The following is a 17156-nucleotide window of genomic DNA, read 5'->3' as shown; positions in this document are numbered from 1 at the left end:
AAGGAAATTACAAAATTTGGCATAAACCAGCAAGCCTAATAAAAATTCATAATGATATCTGGTCATCCATTTTACGAAGATAAAATCCTTACGTTTTAAAACTATTAAATAGAATTAAAAATAAAACCCGGACTATAAAAAAATATAGCCCAGGTCTCCACAAGATTAAAAAATATATTAAAAACGGTTAAAATGAATATCCTACAGAAGCCATTACATTTCTGGGTGCTCCCGGGAAAGCCCGCGTATAATCAAAACCACCCAGGAAATAGTATTTGTCAAAAATATTGTTGATATTCACAGACATTTTCATCTTTCCGATATGGTAATATACTGCTGCATTTACAGTGGTATAAGAAGGCCATTCTCCCCAAAGTGCATTTCCGGCACTATCTTTTCCGATGCTGTTGTCCATACGTCTGGTATCTACATAATAAACTCCGGCTCCGAATCCCAACCCTTTCAAAGCAGTCGTTGAAAACACATATTTCAGCCACATGCTAGCCATATTTTTAGGAGCTCCCGGTAAAGCCTGGCCAACTTCTGAAGCAATAGAAGATGATTTTACTTCAGTCTGATTGTAGGTATAATTTCCCATGATCTGAAACTCTTTGGTCAACTGTCCGCGGATATCCAGCTCAACCCCTTTTGATACAGCTTGCCCTGACTGTCTGTAGACTGGAAAACCGGTTGTACTGATTTCACCTGTAGCGATCAGCATATTTCGGCGTTCAATCTGAAAGAGAGAAAGGTCCATCTGCAGTTGATTCTTAAAAAATCCGGTTTTAAGACCTGTTTCAATCTGGAAACTATGCTCTGCGGTAAAAGGTTTATCCGCTCCGTAATCCTGATAATTCTGAATGAAATTGGCTCCCACAGGGGCAAAACCCTGAGAGTAGCTTGCAAAGTAATTGATCTGATCATTGATCTGATAAGTCAGTCCAATACGGGGCAGCCATGCATTTTGTGTGGCACTGTAGCGGTTGGCAGAATTGATGGTTTCAGAATAATAATGCTCATGACGCAATCCTACAACAAGCTTCAGCCTTTCCGCGAATGAAATCCGATCCTGCACATAAATTCCTGTTGTTTTATAAGGGCTTAAAAATGGATAATTGCCCTGTGCCAGCCATACATAATTACTGAGATCATGCGTGGTATACGTAGGATTATTAAGATCAAATGTAAGGGGAACTATTTTCCCGTCTATTTTCTGCTGTCTTGCTTCACGCTGTTGGTTGTTGCTGTCTCCTTCATATTGTGCATAATCTACTCCGGCTATAAGATGATGTTTGATGGTATTTCCGGTGGGGTCCCATTTCAGATAGACTACAGAATTATCTGTATAGTCTTTTCCATGACGGTCAAAGAAACGCATATTCATAATTGTATTGTTGGGCGCATCTGCATAGCTGTTCAAGGTGCGGTGTTCATTGACATCTTCCTGATAAACCGACTTCATATAGCTGGCATTCAATGAAAGGTTATGCGTAAGTCTCTGGCTTACTCTTGCGCTGAAAGAGAAAGATTTTGTGTTGTAAAAATCCGAAGGCTGGCTCAACGTAAAAGATCGGGGCAGAGCATAGAAATCATTGTTCCTAAGACCCATTCCGCGGTCCAGATATCCATGAAACTGATCGTACACAAGATCTATGTCTACCTGGGTTCCATCCAATGGTTTAAAAGTAAAAGAGGGAGCAATCATAAAGTTCTTCTGCTGATTGACATTCCGGAACGTTTTGCTGTCTTCATAGCCTGCATTCAGACGGTACAGGATTTTCTTATCCTTATCCAAAGGTCCACCAAGATCAATACTTGTACGGACTGTCTGAAAGCTTCCCACTGAAAAATTAACCGATCCTTTCTGGAATTCCAACGGTTTTTTTGTAACCATATTGATGGTTCCTCCAGGAGTAATGTCACCGAATAAAGAGGCTCCCGGACCTTTTAAAACAGAAACACTTTCCAGATTAATCGTCAATGGAGAACGGTAGTAGCTGTTTCCATAGCTGTACCCTGAACGAAGTCCGTTCACGAGACGGATTCCGGTTTCATAACCGCTTTTAAACCCCCGAATGATAAGATCATCATAAGAAGAAGCGGTCGTTACGCCGGCCAAATCCTGTGCAACTTCGCGCGTTGTATAAGCCTGTTTGTCTTCCATAAATTCGCTGCTTACAATAGAAACCGACTGTGGAAGATCTTTTAAGTTTCCTGAAAATTTACCACCCAGTTCAAGATTATTCGTAAGATAAGAATTGTTTCTGCGGGCAGTGACCAGAATTTCCTGAATATTGGTTTGATTTTCTGCCAGACGAATAATAATCCCTTTTTTATCATCATAAGAAAGAGAATCCAGGGTGATATGAGAACCGGAATATCCTTTAGCGTCAATCGTAAGCTGAGCCGGATACTGAACCTGATTTTCAAATGTAAAACTACCGTCTTTACCTGTGGTAGCAGTTGTTCCCTGATTCAAGGAAATGATGGCTTGGGAAATTATTTTTCCCTCCTGGTTCAGAACTTTTCCAAAAACAGGATGTATTTCCTGTGCCGATAAGGCAAAAGGAAGTAAGAGCATCATACCGTTGATGTATAATACTTTCTTTGTTGTATTCATGTATATTTTCTCTGTATTATTTATTTTCCTCTGAAATCATCAGCTCCATGTGCAAAGTAGGATAGGTTCCTTCATAGCAGGATTTGAGAAGTCTGAAGCCCTGTTTCAGCCAATATTCATAGGCTCCTTTAAGGAAAGGATGGGTGTGGAGGTATAAACGTTTGATATTTTTTTCCTGAGCCGTTTTTACAAGTTCCTGAAATAGCCGGGTAGCAATACCAGCTCTTCTGTAATCAGGGTTAACGAATAATCTCGCTACTTCTACAGTTCTCATTTGATCAATATTCAAGTGAGGAAAACGATAGTCATAGGGCATCATTCCGATCACTCCTATAAGTTTTCCCTCCGCTGTACGAGCTTGTATAAAGGACCCGGACGGAGCGTTAAGATAATTTTGTTCAAAATTAACCAGATCTTTGGGAACAATCAGTGGATCTAGCAAAGGATACAGCTGACGCCTGAATTCCATCACATAAGGAAGTACTTCAAATACATGATAGTCTTCTACTTTCGATATTGTTATTTCTTCATTGTTTTTCATATATTTTTATTTTAATTGGGGAGCAAACATTGGAGTTCCGTTGTTGTCTAAAGCCAGTAAAGGAACCTCATAAGTATCTTCAAGAAGCCGTTGCAGTTCGTCTGTTTCCATAGACTGAACAGAAACCAGCTCATGATGACGCATGACAAAAAAATCATCCCCAAACAGGAAAGCAAGATTAGGATCATGCATCACACATAAAACAGTAGTCCCTTCATTCACCAACTGGCGGATGACTTCCAGTACAGCAACCTGATAATGAAGGTCGAGATGATTAGTGGGTTCATCCAGCATCAGCACGTCCGGCTTTTGAACTAATATTCGACATAACAATACCAACTGACGTTCACCACCGGAAAGAGAAGTGTAAGGTTTATCTTTTAAGTGGATTAAGTTAAGTTTCTGAAGGATTGCTTCAACCTCTCTATAGTCTGTCTTTCCAGGGGAAAATCTTGAAAATGAAGCCCGCCCTGTCAGGATTACATCAAATACGGTAAACGGAAAAGTAGTCTGATGAAACTGGGTTAAAAATCCCAGACGGAGAGGAAATGACGTTCCTGTTTTTATTTTTTTTCGTTCTTTATTGCCAATCCATACGCTTCCTGTGTATTTTTTTTCCAGTCCTGCAATGATCTTGAATAACGTTGATTTTCCGCTTCCGTTTCTTCCCAAAATGACGGAAAGTCTGCCTTTTTTAAAGTCTGCCTTTACATTTTTCAGTACTTCTTCTTTTCCGTAACAAAAAGAAAGCTGTTCAAGAGAGATTATATTTTTCATGAGTTCCAGTTTATAGCATTTCGACGCATCAGATAGATGAAAATAGGGGCTCCTATAATCATGGTAAAAACCCCGATCGGGATTTCAAAAGGCATTACAGTACGGGAAAAATCATCAATTAATAATAAAAATGTTCCGCCGATACTGATGTTGGCCCAGACCGTGATTGTATTATTGGGTCCGAAAATCATTCTGCTGATATGGGGAACAATCAATCCAAACAAACTGATTACCCCTACAGCAGCCACTGATGAAGCGGTAATCATTGTGGCTACGGCCATCAGGATAAGTTTAAAAAGGGTAGGATTTACGCCTACTGCCATGGCTTCATGATCTCCCAGTGCCAGAAGATTCAGTTTCCAGCGAAGCATAATAATCACAGATAATCCGATAAGAATCGGAAATACTGCCGTATGTACTTTTTGCCATGAAGCGGTATGCAGGTTTCCCATAGTCCACTGTACAATAGCCTGCAGTTTATAAGGATCACTCAGATATTGCAGAACCGTCAGCAGCGCTGTAAATACCCCTGATACGATCATTCCCGTAAGAACCATACTTATAATAGAAGTTTTGGCGCCAGCATAAGAAACAAGGAACGTAATAACTACCGCTGCAACTCCAAAAATGAAAGCTGAAAGATTGACTGCCATCACCGGGAACAACATCGCCAATGCTGCTCCAAATGCAGAACCTGAAGAAATTCCCAAGGTAAAGGGATCCACAATCGGATTCCTGAAAACAGCCTGAAGCACTCCTCCGGAAGAGGCCAGTGAAGCACCCACCAAAAAAGTAAGGACGATTCTTGGAAGGCGTACCTGCCATAAAATAGTGTGTAAACTTCCCTGTATAATAGGTTCGTTTTTAGAAATCCCCAATTCCAAAGCGATATGATAGAACAGTTCTCCAAAACCTATATTCTCACTGGAACCTATCATTAAAGAAACCAATCCCAATATAAGAGGCAGAAAAATTAATAAGAAAACTATTTTACTATTTTTCACCATTAGAGTAATCCTTTTTTACCATAGATGATTTCAAAAGCTTTTCTCACATCCTGATCCAGCTGTTCCTGAGTATATTCCGGCATGCACCAGTGACGGAGCTGCTTGGCAAACAGCATAAATTTTACAGTATGCGGATCATAAGGAAATGAAGGAGACATGACAAATACCTGTTTGTTTTTTACAGCGGGAAGTGCAGCCAGCTCTTTAAGACTGTACACATCCGACAGTTTGGAATTCCAAAGGATAATCAAATCAGGATTCCATTTATACATTGTTTCTGCGCTGATATTCGGTGCTTCTACCGGAACCGTGCATGCATTTTGAGCTCCGGCCAGCGTGATGGCCATATCGATGAGGCTTCCTTTCCCGGAAGTAGACATGATGCGTCCTTTTGACCAGGCATAATAAATCTTTTTAGGTGATGTTTCATGAGCGGCTCTCATTTTTTTCACTTCTTCAGAAACATATCCTGTAATTTCTTCTGCGCGTTTTTGCTTTCCAAGAAGTTTCCCTACATTTTTCAGCTCTTCCAGAATTTTTTCATCATTTAAAGAAGAAAAAGTAAACACGGGAATACCAAGATTTTCAATTTGGCTGATATTGTCTTCGTCTGTGCTAAAAGTCAATACCAAATCAGGTTTCAGCCCTACAATACTTTCTGCGTTGCTGGATTGTCCACCAAAAGTAGGAGTTGCAATACTTTTATTTTTAATTCGCTTATCCAGCTTAGAAAGGAATTGATACGTATCTTCCATTTCATAGATCTGCTGCGGAATTCCTACAATTTTGTTACCTGCCTGAAGCATATAAACATCATCCACAAGAGCATTGTATAAGATGACAACGCGCATGGCTTCATGGGGAAGAGTGATGGTTTTGCCTCTGCTGTCGGTTGCAGTGACCTGGGTGTTGGATACATTTCCTTTGTGCTCAGAGTCTTTTGGGGTATTGCAGCTTTGCAGGAGAATAAGCAATGCGGAAAGACTTGTTATCAAAAAACTTTTAATTTTCATGTGCTTTATTTTTTGCCAGATAACGTAACGATTGGGAGGATAATAACTGATTGTCTGTAAGCTCAATTCGTGTCCCATATCTTGCGGATAATTGCTCGTATAAGCGTCCATCGTAAGGAACCGCAAATTGTTGCTGACGGATTAAAAATATCGGCAGATGCTGGTTTCCGATAAAGTAGCAGAAGTCTGCTGCTTCAGCATCATTTTTTGCAGAGAAACATATTGTAAGGCATGTTTTGATTTCGATCATAGCGAAGAGCTGATCATTGCTGTATAAATGGTCTCCGTGATTCCATTCTTTTCTGTTCTCTAACCTCAGTTCCAAAATCTGCCCGGATTTTGTAGTCCGGGTCAGTTTTTGTTTTTTATTTTCAAACCATTCGATTTCCAGGATATCAGGATGCAGTTCATTCAGATTTTCACTTGCTTTCACTTGATCTATTACGATTGGCGATGTGGTATTCATAAGTTTAAGCTTCCTGAGCAGCGCTTTCTTTTTTTAGTTTTACTTTCTCTTTCAGCCAATTGCACCATTCATCAATTCCGTCTCCGTTTAAGGTGCTGATGGTCATCACTTCCAGATTAGGGTTCACTTCATGGGCATCTTTTGTTACAGCTTCTACAGAGAAGGGAACGTAGGGAAGCAAATCAGCTTTGGAAACAAGCATTAGTTCACTGGTTAAAAACATACGCGGATATTTTTTAGGCTTGTCATCTCCTTCTGTAGAGGCCAGAAGGGTTACACGGTAATCTTCTCCAAGGTCAAAAGCAGATGGACAAAGCAGATTTCCTACATTTTCTATAAACAATAAATCTACTCCTTCCAGGTCAATATGATCCAGAGCCTGCAGAATCATCTGGGCTTCAATATGACACATTCCACCTGTTACGATTTGCAGCGCATTGATTCCTGCTTCACGCATTCTGATAGCATCACGCTCGGTTTCTGGATCTCCGACAAGAATGGAGATGTTAAGATCCTGAGCCAGTCGTTTTCCAGTTTCCTGCATTAAGGTGGTTTTCCCGGAACCCGGTGATGAGCATACATTGATGACGCAAATGTCTTTTAATCGTTCTCTGATGGCTTTGGCTACAAAATCATTAGCCTTTAATAAATGAAGGGTTGTATTATCACATTGAACGGAACCTATGCGGTTTCCTAAACTTTTTGGATTAGCTGTTGACATATTAATGGTTTTTTTGTTTGAAAATTACTTTTGAGATAAAGAGTTCGTTTCCCTGTACGATATGAGCTGATGGAGTTCCGCAGTCATCACAGACAAACCTGTGGTACCTGACGGGGAAGTCTTTTTTACACTGTTCACAATGGGCAATAATATCATTGACGAGCACTTCAAGTTCCATTTCCCGATAGTAGGGATGGTCGGTAATGAATGCATCAAATGCATTCTGAATGAGGACAGGTTGAACATTGGAAAGCAATCCTGCTGTTACCTGAACCTGCTGGATATCTTCTACTTTGGCGTCATAATGTTCTTCCAAAGTGTCAAAAATATCCTTCACTATACTTAATTCATGCATAGCTTATGGGTTTATAGGTGAAAACTGATTATCCGGAAAATGGCAGATAATCTCTTTAAGAAAAATGAATTGCAAATACCCGTAGAATGGGCTTTACAGATAATAATTAAGAGATACTGATCTTTAGATTATGGAATAAAAGATATTTGGGAAGATGGTAATGGTGCACTGATTCTGAAGCAGAACCTGCAGCAACATTAGAGTTTAAATTAATTCCCCACAATACTTTATGGTAAGCAAAAAGAATAAAAGGAAGATCGAAGAAAGCTTTGTCTGCATCAAAATCATTTTCAGCTATGGATGCAATGAATAACATCCCATGCTGTACAGATTCGGACGATTTTAAGCCAACCTGATCCTTTGAATGGCTTTCGTGAGCGTTATTTTTCCTGTCACTGGAAAGCCCTGTCATTATGGTAAGAAACAGGATCAGCAGAAAAGTAACGGATATGTAGAAAGACTTCTTCATTGGTACTGCAAATGTAGACCTTTTGACAGCCTATGTTCTTACCAAAAACCTTTTAAAAATGTTCAAAAACGGGATTAAATGCAACGCTTTATACTCATAGGAAATAATGTTTTTTAAAATTTACATATTTTTACTTTGTTGATAATCAATTGTAATTGTTTCATATTTGAATACGTAGGTAAATTTAGGGTGTAATAATAATGTTTAAAATGGTGACTGCGAACCATATTTTTTTACCATAAAAGAATGGCATTTTTAAGCATTGAAATAACATGGTCTTTATTTGAACTGCGAAGAAATAGAAGTAGGATTTAAGTATTAAACTTTTCTTTTTTAACCTTTAATGTTTTATAAATACTATTTTTGTTCTGACCGATTTCAAAATAGATGTTCACTAGCACTTACTCTCATGGATAAAACATCAATTAACACGTATTTTCATTCCCTATTCAGTATCAAAGTGGAAGTAGTTGAAAAGATTACCGAAACCTTTAATCATTTTGAATTAAAAGCGAATACGGTTTTGTTGAATAAAGATGCGATCAGCACCAAAACCTATTTTCTGGAAAAAGGGTATGTTCGGTCATATATACTCAATGAAGATAATGAGGAAATTACAACCCATATTTATAGAGCTCCATGTTTTGTGAATGATTTTCTGTCCTTTTTCAGGCAGCAGCCCACCAAAGAAACCTATCAAACCGTCACAGATTGTGTTTTCTGGGAAACAGGATTGGAAAATGTACAGCATAATTTCCATAATATTCCTGAATTCAGAGAGTTTAGCAGACTTCTTTTTGTCCTCAATTATTATAATATTCATGATAGGCTGATAGAAATGGCCAGTCAGAAGGCTTCAACAAGATATTTCAACCTCATGAAGAAAGATCCTGATATTTTTCAGCATGTTCCATTGAAAGTAATTGCTTCCTATCTGGGAATTAAAGACAGCTCACTGAGCCGGATCAGAAGGGATATTAATAAAATATAATTTCTTTTCATTTGTCAAGTGATAGTTCAGAAGCGATCACCCATCTTTGCTAAAAATAATTTCATGAACAAAAAACATATTGTCGTTGTAGGATTGGGTGGCGTAGGTGGTTACTTTGGTTTTAAAATAAATCAGGCCAATGAAGTTTCCGAAAAATATACGGTATCTTTTATTGCCCGCGGAGAAACCTATGAGAAAGTAAAAGAAAACGGATTGACTCTTTTATCTCCCGAGCATTCCAATCCGCAGACTTATCCTAATGCTATTGTGCAGAACATTGGTGACATCAAAAATCCTGATCTTGTTCTGATCTGTGTAAAAGAATATGACCTTGAAAACGTCTGCAAGCAGTTACTGCCAGTCATTAACGAAGAGACCATACTGCTTCCCATGATGAACGGAGCCGATATTTATGACAGAATACGTGCTATAATTCCAGATCATACCGTTCTTCCAACCTGTGTGTATGTGGCCTCTCATATTAAGGAAAGAGGAACAGTAGAGCACAAAGGAAATGCGGGTAAAATAATTGTGGGAAGAGATCCTGAGCATTTTTCTACTCCGGTGGAATGGGTTACAGACTTATTGAATGAAAGCAAAATAGAGTTTGATTTTAAAGATAATTCATTAACAGCTATCTGGACGAAATTCATATTCATTGCAAGTTTCGGATTGGTAACAGCAAAGCATAATTCGTCTATGGGAGCCGTATGTACTGATGAACATCAGAAGAAAGAAGCGACCGGAATTATGAACGAAATACAACTGATTGCAGCCAAAAAAGGAATTGATCTTCAGGAAGATATCATCAGTGCAACTTTTGAAAAAGCTTCTACATTTCCTTTTGAAACTCCTACTTCCTTACAGCTTGATATTAATTCGGGAAAGAAGGAGAACGAACTGGAATTATTTGCCGGAGCTGTGCTAAAATATGGTGCCGAAGTAGGTGTTGAAACTCCTTTTGCTCAAAAAATCTATACTGAGATTAAAGAAAAATAAGTTTGGGCTAAAGGCAAAGAAGAGAAAATATAAAAAAGGGCGGGTTAAAACCCGCCTCTATTGAAATTAAATATAAAAGATAGAAATTTTTTAAGAATTTGTGGACTCCATATAGTTTATTATCTGTTCTGTCATTAAAATTCCCGATCCCGGTCTTTGATCGTTCTGAATTTTGTTTTAAAAAATGTGTCCGCTTTTGCATTAAACTCATCAGCATACACGACTAAAGTGCTGTGGCCGGAATTGGGTAAGATCCATAAATTAGCTTTAGGAATGTTTCTGAAAATTTCCAGGGTATGTTCCGGCTTTATGACATCATAATCTCCTCCGATAATGAGAACAGGAACTTTAATGCTGTGCAAAGACTTAAAATCTATATTGGGTTGTTCACTCAGTAGTCTTTTGTATTTGAGAACAGTATAATCAAGATCTGTTTTGTCTTTCTTTTGGGCAAATTGTTCTTTAAATTGTAAATAATTGGCACTTACTCTTTTAAATATATCAGCCTGTACTGCACTAGAATCCGGTCTTAAATTAGCTCCTGTAACAATAAGCTTTTTTACCTTTTCCGGATGTCTCATACTTAACAAAAGCCCATTAATACCACCATCACTCCAGCCGATAACAAAGGCAGAATCTATTTTCATTTTCTGAAGCAACTCAGCATAATCATCAGACATCATTTCATAAGTAAGAGCATCTCCTTTATCAATTGACTTTCCGTGAGCTCTGCTGTCAGCGACAATGACTTTATATTTCTTTGAAAAATAGGGAATCTGTTTAGAGAAGTCTACAATAGAACCTCCGTTTCCGTGAATGAGAAGTAATGGCTGTCCCTGGCCATAGGTTTCACAATACATTTTGATTCCATTGACATCATAATATTTACCGGTTTTAGAATTATTACCATAATGGGAACTGTTTAAAAGCTGAATGTATTCTTTTTTGAGCTTCTGAACATCACTCTGAGCAAAGAAAAAAGCAGGTAACAAAGCGAGAAAAAATAATATCGGTTTCATAATTTATAGCATTATATTTAAATTTTTGATGACATTTTACTTTCCCGATGAGTAGAAAATTGGGAGTTCTTGTTACAATAATGAATCAGAGTGAGCTGTTTTATAAACTTTAAACACTATGCATAAATTTTTGCCTTTCCAATAGTACTTCTTCTGTTTCCCGATGGTCAGGATCATCCACACAACAGTCTACAGGACATACCGCTTTACATTGCGGTTCATCATGAAACCCTTTACATTCTGTACATTTCCCGGATACGATATAATAAACTTCATCCGATACAGCTGGATGATAATCATCGGCATTACCTTCAGTACCATCAGGAAACGTTATAGGTCCTGAAAGTTTTGTTTTGTCTTTCCAGCGCCAGTCGATAGCACCTTCGTAAATGGCTGAGTTGGGGCATTCAGGTTCGCAGGCTCCACAGTTGATACAGGCATCTGTTATTTTTATAGCCATATTGTTTGAATTTAAAGGGGTTTAAAAAAGGGATTTCTTCAACGTTTCACGATTCGGAAATCCCCGCTAAACTTAATTACAGCAGTTCAATACTGTTCTTTGAAAATAAGCAGCATAAAGCGTGCTAATTTTTATTTTTAAAGGATTAATCTGCAGCGATTTCTACCGACAGTCCATCCATTTGGGCTGTAAGGTGAATCTGGCAGGCTAATCTGCTGGTTGTTTTGGTCGTAAATAATTCTGATAATAAAGCTTCTTCTATATCATTTTTTTCAGGCAGAGGAATAGTTTCACTCAAAATAAAGCAATGACAGGTTGCACACATAGCCATACCTCCACACATGGCTTCCATGGGTAATTCATAGGCTTTGCAGATATCTTTAAGGCTGAGTCCCATTTCTAAAGGGCACAGTAAAGTATGTGTATTACCGTTTTGGTCAATAACGGTAATGGTAATTTCATTTTCCATAATCCTTAGTCGATAGTGGTCATTTACAGAATAACATCCCTGCAGGGCTGGCACCAATGATCAGTATATCTGTTTCTATCATGTTATAAATGGTTTATCATCGTTTTTCTATTTTTTTAGACGTTGCAATGCTGATGAGCTTATCAAACTTACCGGAATAGAGCTCCGAAATTTCAGTTGAGCTGTCAGGGGCAAATAATGATGATCTGACAATAGGAACACTGAATGGCAGTGGCCAGGCACGCAATGACTTGGCGATAGAATCCATAGCATTGATCCCCTGCATCGCCTGAAGACCATCTGCCCAGCATACCAGCCCCACAGTTTTATCCGTGAGATAAGGCTCGTACCAACTTGCTGTGACTTCCAGCCAGTCTAGGCAGTTTTTCATCACCCCCGGAATACTTCCGTGGTAGAGTGGGGCCAGCCAGATGTGTAAGTCGGCCTCTGTAAATAATTGAGCCATCCGTTCTACTGCCAAAGGAGTTTTGGGAAGAGTGACGTCAAACAGCGGAATGCCGGAATCTGCAAGGGTAAAAACTTCAGTCCGGATTCCCAATATTTTCAGGCGTTCTGAAAAATAGTTCGAAATCAGTCCGGAAGTAGATTGAGTTCTTCTTTCCAGTGATCCGTTGAATATGATTGCTTTCATTTTTTTTATTGTTTAAAAATTACTTTGGGTAATCCTATCTCGCCATACATCAATGTTTTTACGAGAGGTTTCAGAAGTCCTGCAGCCCACAAGTAAAGGGAGGGATCATGAGCTGTACTCGCACGGACAACTACCTTCTGATTTTTATAATGTTTCAGGTCAGCATAGATGAGACGGCGTTTCCAAAGGTCAAGAAGAACCGTTTCTGCGTTGTTTAAATCTACATAAGAAGCATAAGGAGACAGTTTTTCCATGAGCAACATATACGCCCAAGGCGGGATGATGGCATCCGTAGAACAGATGATTCCTACTGCCTTTTCGTTATATACAGAAAAATCTACCGCAGCAATGGATTCTTTAAACTCTTTCTCCTTGACAATCATTCCCATGAAAAGATGATCTTTGATATCCAGTTCCACAATTTCCGTTGTCGGTTTGTAATCTGAAAGATCAAGGGCAATAATACCTGAAGCTTTTGCTTTATTGATAAACGTTTCCTGATTCATAGCTGGTTTACAATCAGTGTTAATTATCTTACTTTTGATAAAGCCTCTTCATATTTTTTCTCAACAGACGACCAATCTAAAACAGACCAGAAAGAATCCAGATAATCTGCCCGTTTATTCTGATAGTTCAGATAATAAGCATGCTCCCACACATCTATTCCAAGAATCGGAAAGCCCCTGTTCGTCGAAAGAACATCCATCATCGGATTATCCTGATTAGGGGTAGAGCTGATGGCCAATGATCCGTTGAATTTTACAGATAACCATACCCACCCGGAACCAAACTGTGACAAACCTGTTTTTTTCATTTCTGCCTTAAAGTTCTCAAGACTTCCAAATGTTGCTGTTATAGCATCATTAAGCTGACCTTCAGGGTGTAACTTGGGTTGAGGAGAAAGAATTTCCCAGAATAAAGAGTGGTTATAGTGACCTCCCCCGTTATTTCTCATAGCAGGGCTGTATTCACTTATTCTTTGCAGTAACGAATCCAGATCTGGATTGACTTCGTTGGTTTGTGCCAAAGCTGCATTCAGATTATCCACATAAGCCTGATGATGGCGTTGGTGGTGAATGGTCATTGTTTCTTTATCTATAAAAGGTTCCAAAGCATCATAAGCATAAGGTAATGGTGGTAATGTAAATGGGTTCATTGTATTTATTTTTGATTAACGTATGACAAAGGTAAAAATATATTTCAATAAAACAACTTTTAAGTTGTTTTATTGAATCTAAGATTTATCCTATTAATGCATTGTGAATGTTTGTATTAGTCTTTATTTTTTGAGATTATAGAAAATGACTATATTTGTTGTTGAAAAATAAAACAACCTAAATATTGTCAAATGAAGAAGCCGGCTGTAGATCGTATTCTTATGTTTTTAAAGATGAGAGGTGAGGCTACTTCACTCCTTATTGCTGAAGAATTGTCGATTACCAAAGAAGGGGCAAGAAAACATTTACTGAATCTTGCTCAGGAAGGGTTGATAGAGTCTCTGGTGAAGAGTGAAGGGGTGGGCCGTCCTTCTACATACTATATTCTTACAGAAAAAGGGTTGGCTCAGTTTCCTGATACTCATGCAGATGTAATAGTTCAGATTCTGAGATCAGTGAAAAATCTTTTGGGCGAAAATGCTTTGGAGTTATTGATCAGTGACAGGGAGAAAAATACCCATGAGCGGTATGAAAAAGTACTTTCCAAAGCAAAATCTTTAGAACAGCGTCTTGATTCTCTTGCGAAGGTCCGAAGTGAAGAAGGCTACATGGCAGAATGGAAAAAAGAAGGGGAAGATTATTTTCTGATCGAAAATCATTGTCCTATATGTGCTGCTGCAACAGAATGTCAGGGGTTCTGCCGGGCAGAATTATCCAATTTTCAATCGTTGATAGGAAACGATTACAAGGTTGAAAGAATAGACCATATTATTTCCGGAGGGCAGCGCTGTGTTTATAAAATCAGCCAGTAATATAAACTCATAAAATTTATCATTCAAAAGATGGCTTTAAAAGCAGTGATATTCGATATGGACGGAGTGCTGATAGATTCAGAAAAATTCTGGACTCAGGCAGAACTTGATGTATTTTCATCATATGGTGTACAGGTCACAGAAGATCTTGCTGCGCAAACCAAATACATGACCACTCAGGAAGTGACAGAATTCTGGTATGAAAGATTTCCCTGGGATAATCTGGATGTGTCCGATTTGGAAAATAAAGTGGTAACAAGAGTGATTGAGATGATACAGACCAAAGACTGTATAATATCCGGTGTGGAGGAGTTTATCAGACATCTGAAGAGTAAAGACTATAAAATAGGACTTGCGACCAACGCTCCTTTGCGGGTGGCCCATGTTGTTCTTGAAAAACTTCAGGTTCGTGACCTTTTCGATACCATTCATTCATCTGAATTTGAGATCCAGGGAAAACCTCATCCTGCTGTTTATCTTACTTCTGCAAAAAATCTTGGAATTTCTCCTGAACATTGTATCGCCATTGAAGACAGCCATTCTGGATTAAAAGCAGCAAAAGGAGCAGGAATGCAGACCATTATTTTTACCAATAATGATGAAAACATAGATTCAGACCTTGCCGATTTTAAAATCCTGAGCTTTAATACGGCTTTGCTGCCGATGTTTAGTGAATAGTCAATCTGCTTTGATGTGAATTTTGATCGTGTTTTATAAAAAAAATCCAAACCCGGGCAACTCGAACCCCATCATTCATTATCTCGTCAAAATCTCCATCAGCATCAGGATCGTTACCAGTTTTTTAGACGACTGGTACTCCGGATTCAGCTTTTCACGGATTTCTCCTAAAGCTTTGCTTAGTTTATTGCTCACCGTCTTATTGCTTATTCCCAAAGCTTCTGCTGTTTCATTGACAGACATATTTTTCCGGATCCTCATATCGTATACCTGCCGTTCTGTTGAAGGAAGCTGGGCAACCACTTCATCAATCATGACCAATAAAGCAGAGATTTCGTTTTCTTCAAGAATTTCAAAATAATCCGTATCCGCCATTTCAATTTCGCTTGGGATGTCAAATTCGTCAATACTCAGAGTGGGAGGGGCTTTTTTGTAACTGTTATAAAAATCAATGATACGGTAATGAAGATGGCGCAGGAGATAGCCTTTTGCACTTTCAGCATCATCCGTTTGTATGGCATCCGTATTCTCAAGAATCTTCATCCATAAGTTCTGTAGAATTTCTTCAGCGATTTCTTTATCCCGGGTCCGTACAAAAACAAAGTTATATAGACTATCCCAGTATCGGTCATACAGCAGCATAAATGCAGGGCGGTCGCCTGATTTTATTTTCTTTAATAATATATAGTCTGTTGGGCTCATATTCTTGTCACAAAATTACCTAAAGGAAAATTAACTTTTTGTGAACTTTGGGTGTGTTAAGATTAAATATTTCTGAAAAACGAGGGGTAAATAGGAGGGTAATGTTGAGTAAATGTGAAAAATGATGAAAATTATTAACAATTTGGTTGTAATATGAATATAATATTAATAACGCCTTAGGGAAGTTTTTCATTTTCACAGTCTTATAGATAGAAGTATCAGTGAATACGATGAAAGACTCTATGAAAAAACGTTTAACATATAGAAATATTGAAGCCTTTGTTTTCAAACTTTGGGAACGGGAAGTTTCAGAAAATACAATTTCTGAAAAGGAAAATGAACTTTTAGAAAAATGGAAGGCCTATGCAGAAAAAGATCTGGATGCTGTTCATAAGAAAGACTCCAAAGAAAGGGTATTATCCGGGCTGGAATACTATTTCCCTCAAACGGATATTATTTCTATACGATCTGCAAAAAGTTTTAAAACAAACCTCTATAAAATTGCAGCAGTTATTATTTTGCTTTTATCATTGGGAGGAATATTTACCTATACGACGTTCGTTAAGCCTGATGTTTATCTTGCAAAATCAGGAAACCGTATTGTTCATCTTGAAGACGGATCTGTAGTGACTCTTTTGCCGGGCGCTGAACTGACCGTCGCAAAATCATTTCCCGCTTCCACCAGAATTGTGGATTTAAAAGGAGATGCTATTTTTTCCGTAGCCAAATCAAAGGTACATCCTTTCATAGTTCGTGCGGATGGTTTCAATACAAAAGTATTGGGAACGGTATTTAAAATTTCACAGTCCGGGAATAAAAAAGCAGTTGACCTTTATGAAGGAAAAGTGGCTGTATCTTCTCCGGGAGTTCCGGTTTCTTTCCTTACCCCCAATCAGAAATGGACAAATTTTGGGATTGCCCATACCACAGCGGTTATTGCCCTAAAACCGGTGAAGAACTCTACAAACAAAGTTCCTGCAATATTGTCTTTAAGCTTTAACGATGTTCCCTTAAAAGAAGTCGTGGCTGTTCTGGAAAACAGTTATAATACCAAAGTATTGTATCCCAAAGAATCTGAAGATAAGAAGATTACTGCAGATTTTACCGGAGGAACAGTGGGTGAAAATATTGAATCACTGGCCTTTATCCTGGGACTGGAGGTACAGAAAAAAGAGAATACCTATATCCTGAAGAAATAAATCATTACTAAAAAATTAAATAATCATAATCAAGAGAACACTATTAAGT

The 17156-nt window shown here is 38.4% G+C and carries 21 protein-coding genes; 5 read left to right on the top strand and 16 right to left on the bottom strand.

All coding sequences use genetic code 11. The features are described 5' to 3' along the window. Positions 1 to 187 precede the first annotated feature (187 nt). The 9 genes from LF886_RS15425 to LF886_RS15385 form a co-directional block, all read right to left on the bottom strand. Complete coding sequence (locus LF886_RS15425) at positions 188 to 2620, bottom strand: TonB-dependent siderophore receptor (protein ID WP_236850360.1); 2433 nt, start codon at positions 2618 to 2620, stop codon at positions 188 to 190. Between the two features lie 16 nt (positions 2621 to 2636). Continuing rightward, positions 2637 to 3161 carry a GNAT family N-acetyltransferase gene (locus LF886_RS15420; protein WP_236850359.1) on the bottom strand — a complete coding sequence of 175 codons (525 nt, stop codon included), beginning with the start codon at positions 3159 to 3161 and terminating at the stop codon, positions 2637 to 2639. Positions 3162 to 3167: 6 nt separating this feature from the next. Further along, positions 3168 to 3938, bottom strand: a complete 771-nt coding sequence (locus tag LF886_RS15415; RefSeq protein ID WP_236850358.1) for an ABC transporter ATP-binding protein — start codon at positions 3936 to 3938, stop codon at positions 3168 to 3170. Then, positions 3935 to 4945, bottom strand: a complete 1011-nt coding sequence (locus tag LF886_RS15410; protein WP_410684967.1) for a FecCD family ABC transporter permease — start codon at positions 4943 to 4945, stop codon at positions 3935 to 3937. Before LF886_RS15410 ends, LF886_RS15415 begins: the two co-directional genes overlap by 4 nt. Next, on the bottom strand, positions 4945 to 5958 hold the full coding sequence (locus tag LF886_RS15405) for an ABC transporter substrate-binding protein (protein ID WP_236850357.1): 1014 nt from the start codon (positions 5956 to 5958) through the stop codon (positions 4945 to 4947). The genes LF886_RS15410 and LF886_RS15405 overlap by 1 nt, the downstream gene beginning before the upstream one ends. Then, positions 5948 to 6424: an urease accessory protein UreE gene (locus tag LF886_RS15400; protein WP_236850356.1), complete on the bottom strand. Its 477-nt coding sequence runs from the start codon at positions 6422 to 6424 to the stop codon at positions 5948 to 5950. The genes LF886_RS15405 and LF886_RS15400 overlap by 11 nt, the downstream gene beginning before the upstream one ends. 4 nt (positions 6425 to 6428) lie before the next feature. Further along, positions 6429 to 7145, bottom strand: coding sequence for a hydrogenase nickel incorporation protein HypB (hypB, locus tag LF886_RS15395; RefSeq protein ID WP_124537151.1), 717 nt, complete (start codon positions 7143 to 7145; stop codon positions 6429 to 6431). A gap of 1 nt (position 7146) precedes the next feature. Next, positions 7147 to 7500 carry a hydrogenase maturation nickel metallochaperone HypA gene (locus tag LF886_RS15390; RefSeq protein ID WP_236850355.1) on the bottom strand — a complete coding sequence of 118 codons (354 nt, stop codon included), beginning with the start codon at positions 7498 to 7500 and terminating at the stop codon, positions 7147 to 7149. A 106-nt stretch (positions 7501 to 7606) separates the two neighbouring features. Next, positions 7607 to 7969: a hypothetical protein gene (locus LF886_RS15385; protein ID WP_236850354.1), complete on the bottom strand. Its 363-nt coding sequence runs from the start codon at positions 7967 to 7969 to the stop codon at positions 7607 to 7609. A 409-nt stretch (positions 7970 to 8378) separates the two neighbouring features. Here LF886_RS15385 and LF886_RS15380 point away from each other — a divergent pair, with 409 nt between their 5' ends. Both LF886_RS15380 and LF886_RS15375 read left to right on the top strand, forming a co-directional pair. Beyond that, entirely contained in the window at positions 8379 to 8960 is a 582-nt protein-coding gene (locus LF886_RS15380) for a Crp/Fnr family transcriptional regulator (RefSeq protein ID WP_236850353.1), read from the top strand. A 63-nt stretch (positions 8961 to 9023) separates the two neighbouring features. Then, positions 9024 to 9959, top strand: coding sequence for a ketopantoate reductase family protein (locus LF886_RS15375; RefSeq protein ID WP_236850352.1), 936 nt, complete (start codon positions 9024 to 9026; stop codon positions 9957 to 9959). Positions 9960 to 10093: 134 nt separating this feature from the next. Here LF886_RS15375 and LF886_RS15370 read toward each other — a convergent pair whose 3' ends face one another. The 6 genes from LF886_RS15370 to LF886_RS15345 form a co-directional block, all read right to left on the bottom strand. Next, positions 10094 to 10978 carry an alpha/beta fold hydrolase gene (locus LF886_RS15370; RefSeq protein ID WP_236850351.1) on the bottom strand — a complete coding sequence of 295 codons (885 nt, stop codon included), beginning with the start codon at positions 10976 to 10978 and terminating at the stop codon, positions 10094 to 10096. Positions 10979 to 11087: 109 nt separating this feature from the next. Beyond that, complete coding sequence (locus LF886_RS15365; protein ID WP_236850350.1) at positions 11088 to 11438, bottom strand: 4Fe-4S dicluster domain-containing protein; 351 nt, start codon at positions 11436 to 11438, stop codon at positions 11088 to 11090. A 145-nt stretch (positions 11439 to 11583) separates the two neighbouring features. Next, the gene (locus LF886_RS15360; RefSeq protein WP_236850348.1) at positions 11584 to 11907 is read right to left on the bottom strand and encodes a 2Fe-2S iron-sulfur cluster-binding protein; all 324 of its coding nucleotides are present in this window, start codon (positions 11905 to 11907) and stop codon (positions 11584 to 11586) included. A gap of 97 nt (positions 11908 to 12004) precedes the next feature. Continuing rightward, positions 12005 to 12559, bottom strand: coding sequence for an NADPH-dependent FMN reductase (locus LF886_RS15355; protein ID WP_236850346.1), 555 nt, complete (start codon positions 12557 to 12559; stop codon positions 12005 to 12007). Positions 12560 to 12564: 5 nt separating this feature from the next. Beyond that, positions 12565 to 13065: a DUF2480 family protein gene (locus tag LF886_RS15350; RefSeq protein WP_103232402.1), complete on the bottom strand. Its 501-nt coding sequence runs from the start codon at positions 13063 to 13065 to the stop codon at positions 12565 to 12567. Between the two features lie 23 nt (positions 13066 to 13088). Beyond that, complete coding sequence (locus LF886_RS15345; protein WP_236850345.1) at positions 13089 to 13715, bottom strand: superoxide dismutase; 627 nt, start codon at positions 13713 to 13715, stop codon at positions 13089 to 13091. A 192-nt stretch (positions 13716 to 13907) separates the two neighbouring features. On the opposite strand from LF886_RS15345, the gene LF886_RS15340 reads away from it, so the two are divergent. Next, positions 13908 to 14528 carry a helix-turn-helix transcriptional regulator gene (locus tag LF886_RS15340; protein WP_236850343.1) on the top strand — a complete coding sequence of 207 codons (621 nt, stop codon included), beginning with the start codon at positions 13908 to 13910 and terminating at the stop codon, positions 14526 to 14528. Positions 14529 to 14558: 30 nt separating this feature from the next. Beyond that, complete coding sequence (gene hxpB / locus LF886_RS15335; protein WP_236850341.1) at positions 14559 to 15206, top strand: hexitol phosphatase HxpB; 648 nt, start codon at positions 14559 to 14561, stop codon at positions 15204 to 15206. A 78-nt stretch (positions 15207 to 15284) separates the two neighbouring features. Here the strand turns inward: hxpB and LF886_RS15330 are convergent, their stop codons facing one another. After that, positions 15285 to 15908, bottom strand: coding sequence for an RNA polymerase sigma factor (locus LF886_RS15330; RefSeq protein WP_236850339.1), 624 nt, complete (start codon positions 15906 to 15908; stop codon positions 15285 to 15287). A gap of 242 nt (positions 15909 to 16150) precedes the next feature. On the opposite strand from LF886_RS15330, the gene LF886_RS15325 reads away from it, so the two are divergent. Next, the gene (locus tag LF886_RS15325) at positions 16151 to 17107 is read left to right on the top strand and encodes a FecR family protein (RefSeq protein WP_236850338.1); all 957 of its coding nucleotides are present in this window, start codon (positions 16151 to 16153) and stop codon (positions 17105 to 17107) included. The last annotated feature ends 49 nt before the right edge of the window (positions 17108 to 17156 follow it).

The organism is Chryseobacterium sp. MEBOG07, from assembly GCF_021869745.1.
Classification (GTDB): Bacteria; Bacteroidota; Bacteroidia; order Flavobacteriales; family Weeksellaceae; genus Chryseobacterium; species Chryseobacterium viscerum.
The sequence above is the reverse complement of the archived record's forward strand: the minus strand, read 5'-3'. Positions and strand labels throughout refer to the sequence as shown.

Bases quoted from the DNA above. Each gene is read 5' to 3' on its own strand.
- LF886_RS15350 (WP_103232402.1), bottom strand. From the start codon at position 13,065: ATGAATCAGGAAACGTTTATCAATAAAGCAAAAGCTTCAGGTATTATT.
- LF886_RS15385 (WP_236850354.1), bottom strand. From the start codon at position 7,969: ATGAAGAAGTCTTTCTACATATCCGTTACTTTTCTGCTGATCCTGTTT.
- hypB (WP_124537151.1), bottom strand. From the start codon at position 7,145: ATGTCAACAGCTAATCCAAAAAGTTTAGGAAACCGCATAGGTTCCGTT.
- LF886_RS15420 (WP_236850359.1), bottom strand. From the start codon at position 3,161: ATGAAAAACAATGAAGAAATAACAATATCGAAAGTAGAAGACTATCAT.
- LF886_RS15325 (WP_236850338.1), top strand. From the start codon at position 16,151: ATGAAAAAACGTTTAACATATAGAAATATTGAAGCCTTTGTTTTCAAA.
- LF886_RS15400 (WP_236850356.1), bottom strand. From the start codon at position 6,424: ATGAATACCACATCGCCAATCGTAATAGATCAAGTGAAAGCAAGTGAA.
- LF886_RS15355 (WP_236850346.1), bottom strand. From the start codon at position 12,559: ATGAAAGCAATCATATTCAACGGATCACTGGAAAGAAGAACTCAATCT.
- LF886_RS15390 (WP_236850355.1), bottom strand. From the start codon at position 7,500: ATGCATGAATTAAGTATAGTGAAGGATATTTTTGACACTTTGGAAGAA.
- LF886_RS15370 (WP_236850351.1), bottom strand. From the start codon at position 10,978: ATGAAACCGATATTATTTTTTCTCGCTTTGTTACCTGCTTTTTTCTTT.
- LF886_RS15345 (WP_236850345.1), bottom strand. From the start codon at position 13,715: ATGAACCCATTTACATTACCACCATTACCTTATGCTTATGATGCTTTG.
- LF886_RS15410 (WP_410684967.1), bottom strand. From the start codon at position 4,945: ATGGTGAAAAATAGTAAAATAGTTTTCTTATTAATTTTTCTGCCTCTT.
- LF886_RS15405 (WP_236850357.1), bottom strand. From the start codon at position 5,958: ATGAAAATTAAAAGTTTTTTGATAACAAGTCTTTCCGCATTGCTTATT.
- LF886_RS15425 (WP_236850360.1), bottom strand. From the start codon at position 2,620: ATGAATACAACAAAGAAAGTATTATACATCAACGGTATGATGCTCTTA.
- hxpB (WP_236850341.1), top strand. From the start codon at position 14,559: ATGGCTTTAAAAGCAGTGATATTCGATATGGACGGAGTGCTGATAGAT.
- LF886_RS15360 (WP_236850348.1), bottom strand. From the start codon at position 11,907: ATGGAAAATGAAATTACCATTACCGTTATTGACCAAAACGGTAATACA.
- LF886_RS15340 (WP_236850343.1), top strand. From the start codon at position 13,908: ATGAAGAAGCCGGCTGTAGATCGTATTCTTATGTTTTTAAAGATGAGA.
- LF886_RS15365 (WP_236850350.1), bottom strand. From the start codon at position 11,438: ATGGCTATAAAAATAACAGATGCCTGTATCAACTGTGGAGCCTGCGAA.
- LF886_RS15415 (WP_236850358.1), bottom strand. From the start codon at position 3,938: ATGAAAAATATAATCTCTCTTGAACAGCTTTCTTTTTGTTACGGAAAA.
- LF886_RS15375 (WP_236850352.1), top strand. From the start codon at position 9,024: ATGAACAAAAAACATATTGTCGTTGTAGGATTGGGTGGCGTAGGTGGT.
- LF886_RS15380 (WP_236850353.1), top strand. From the start codon at position 8,379: ATGGATAAAACATCAATTAACACGTATTTTCATTCCCTATTCAGTATC.
- LF886_RS15330 (WP_236850339.1), bottom strand. From the start codon at position 15,908: ATGAGCCCAACAGACTATATATTATTAAAGAAAATAAAATCAGGCGAC.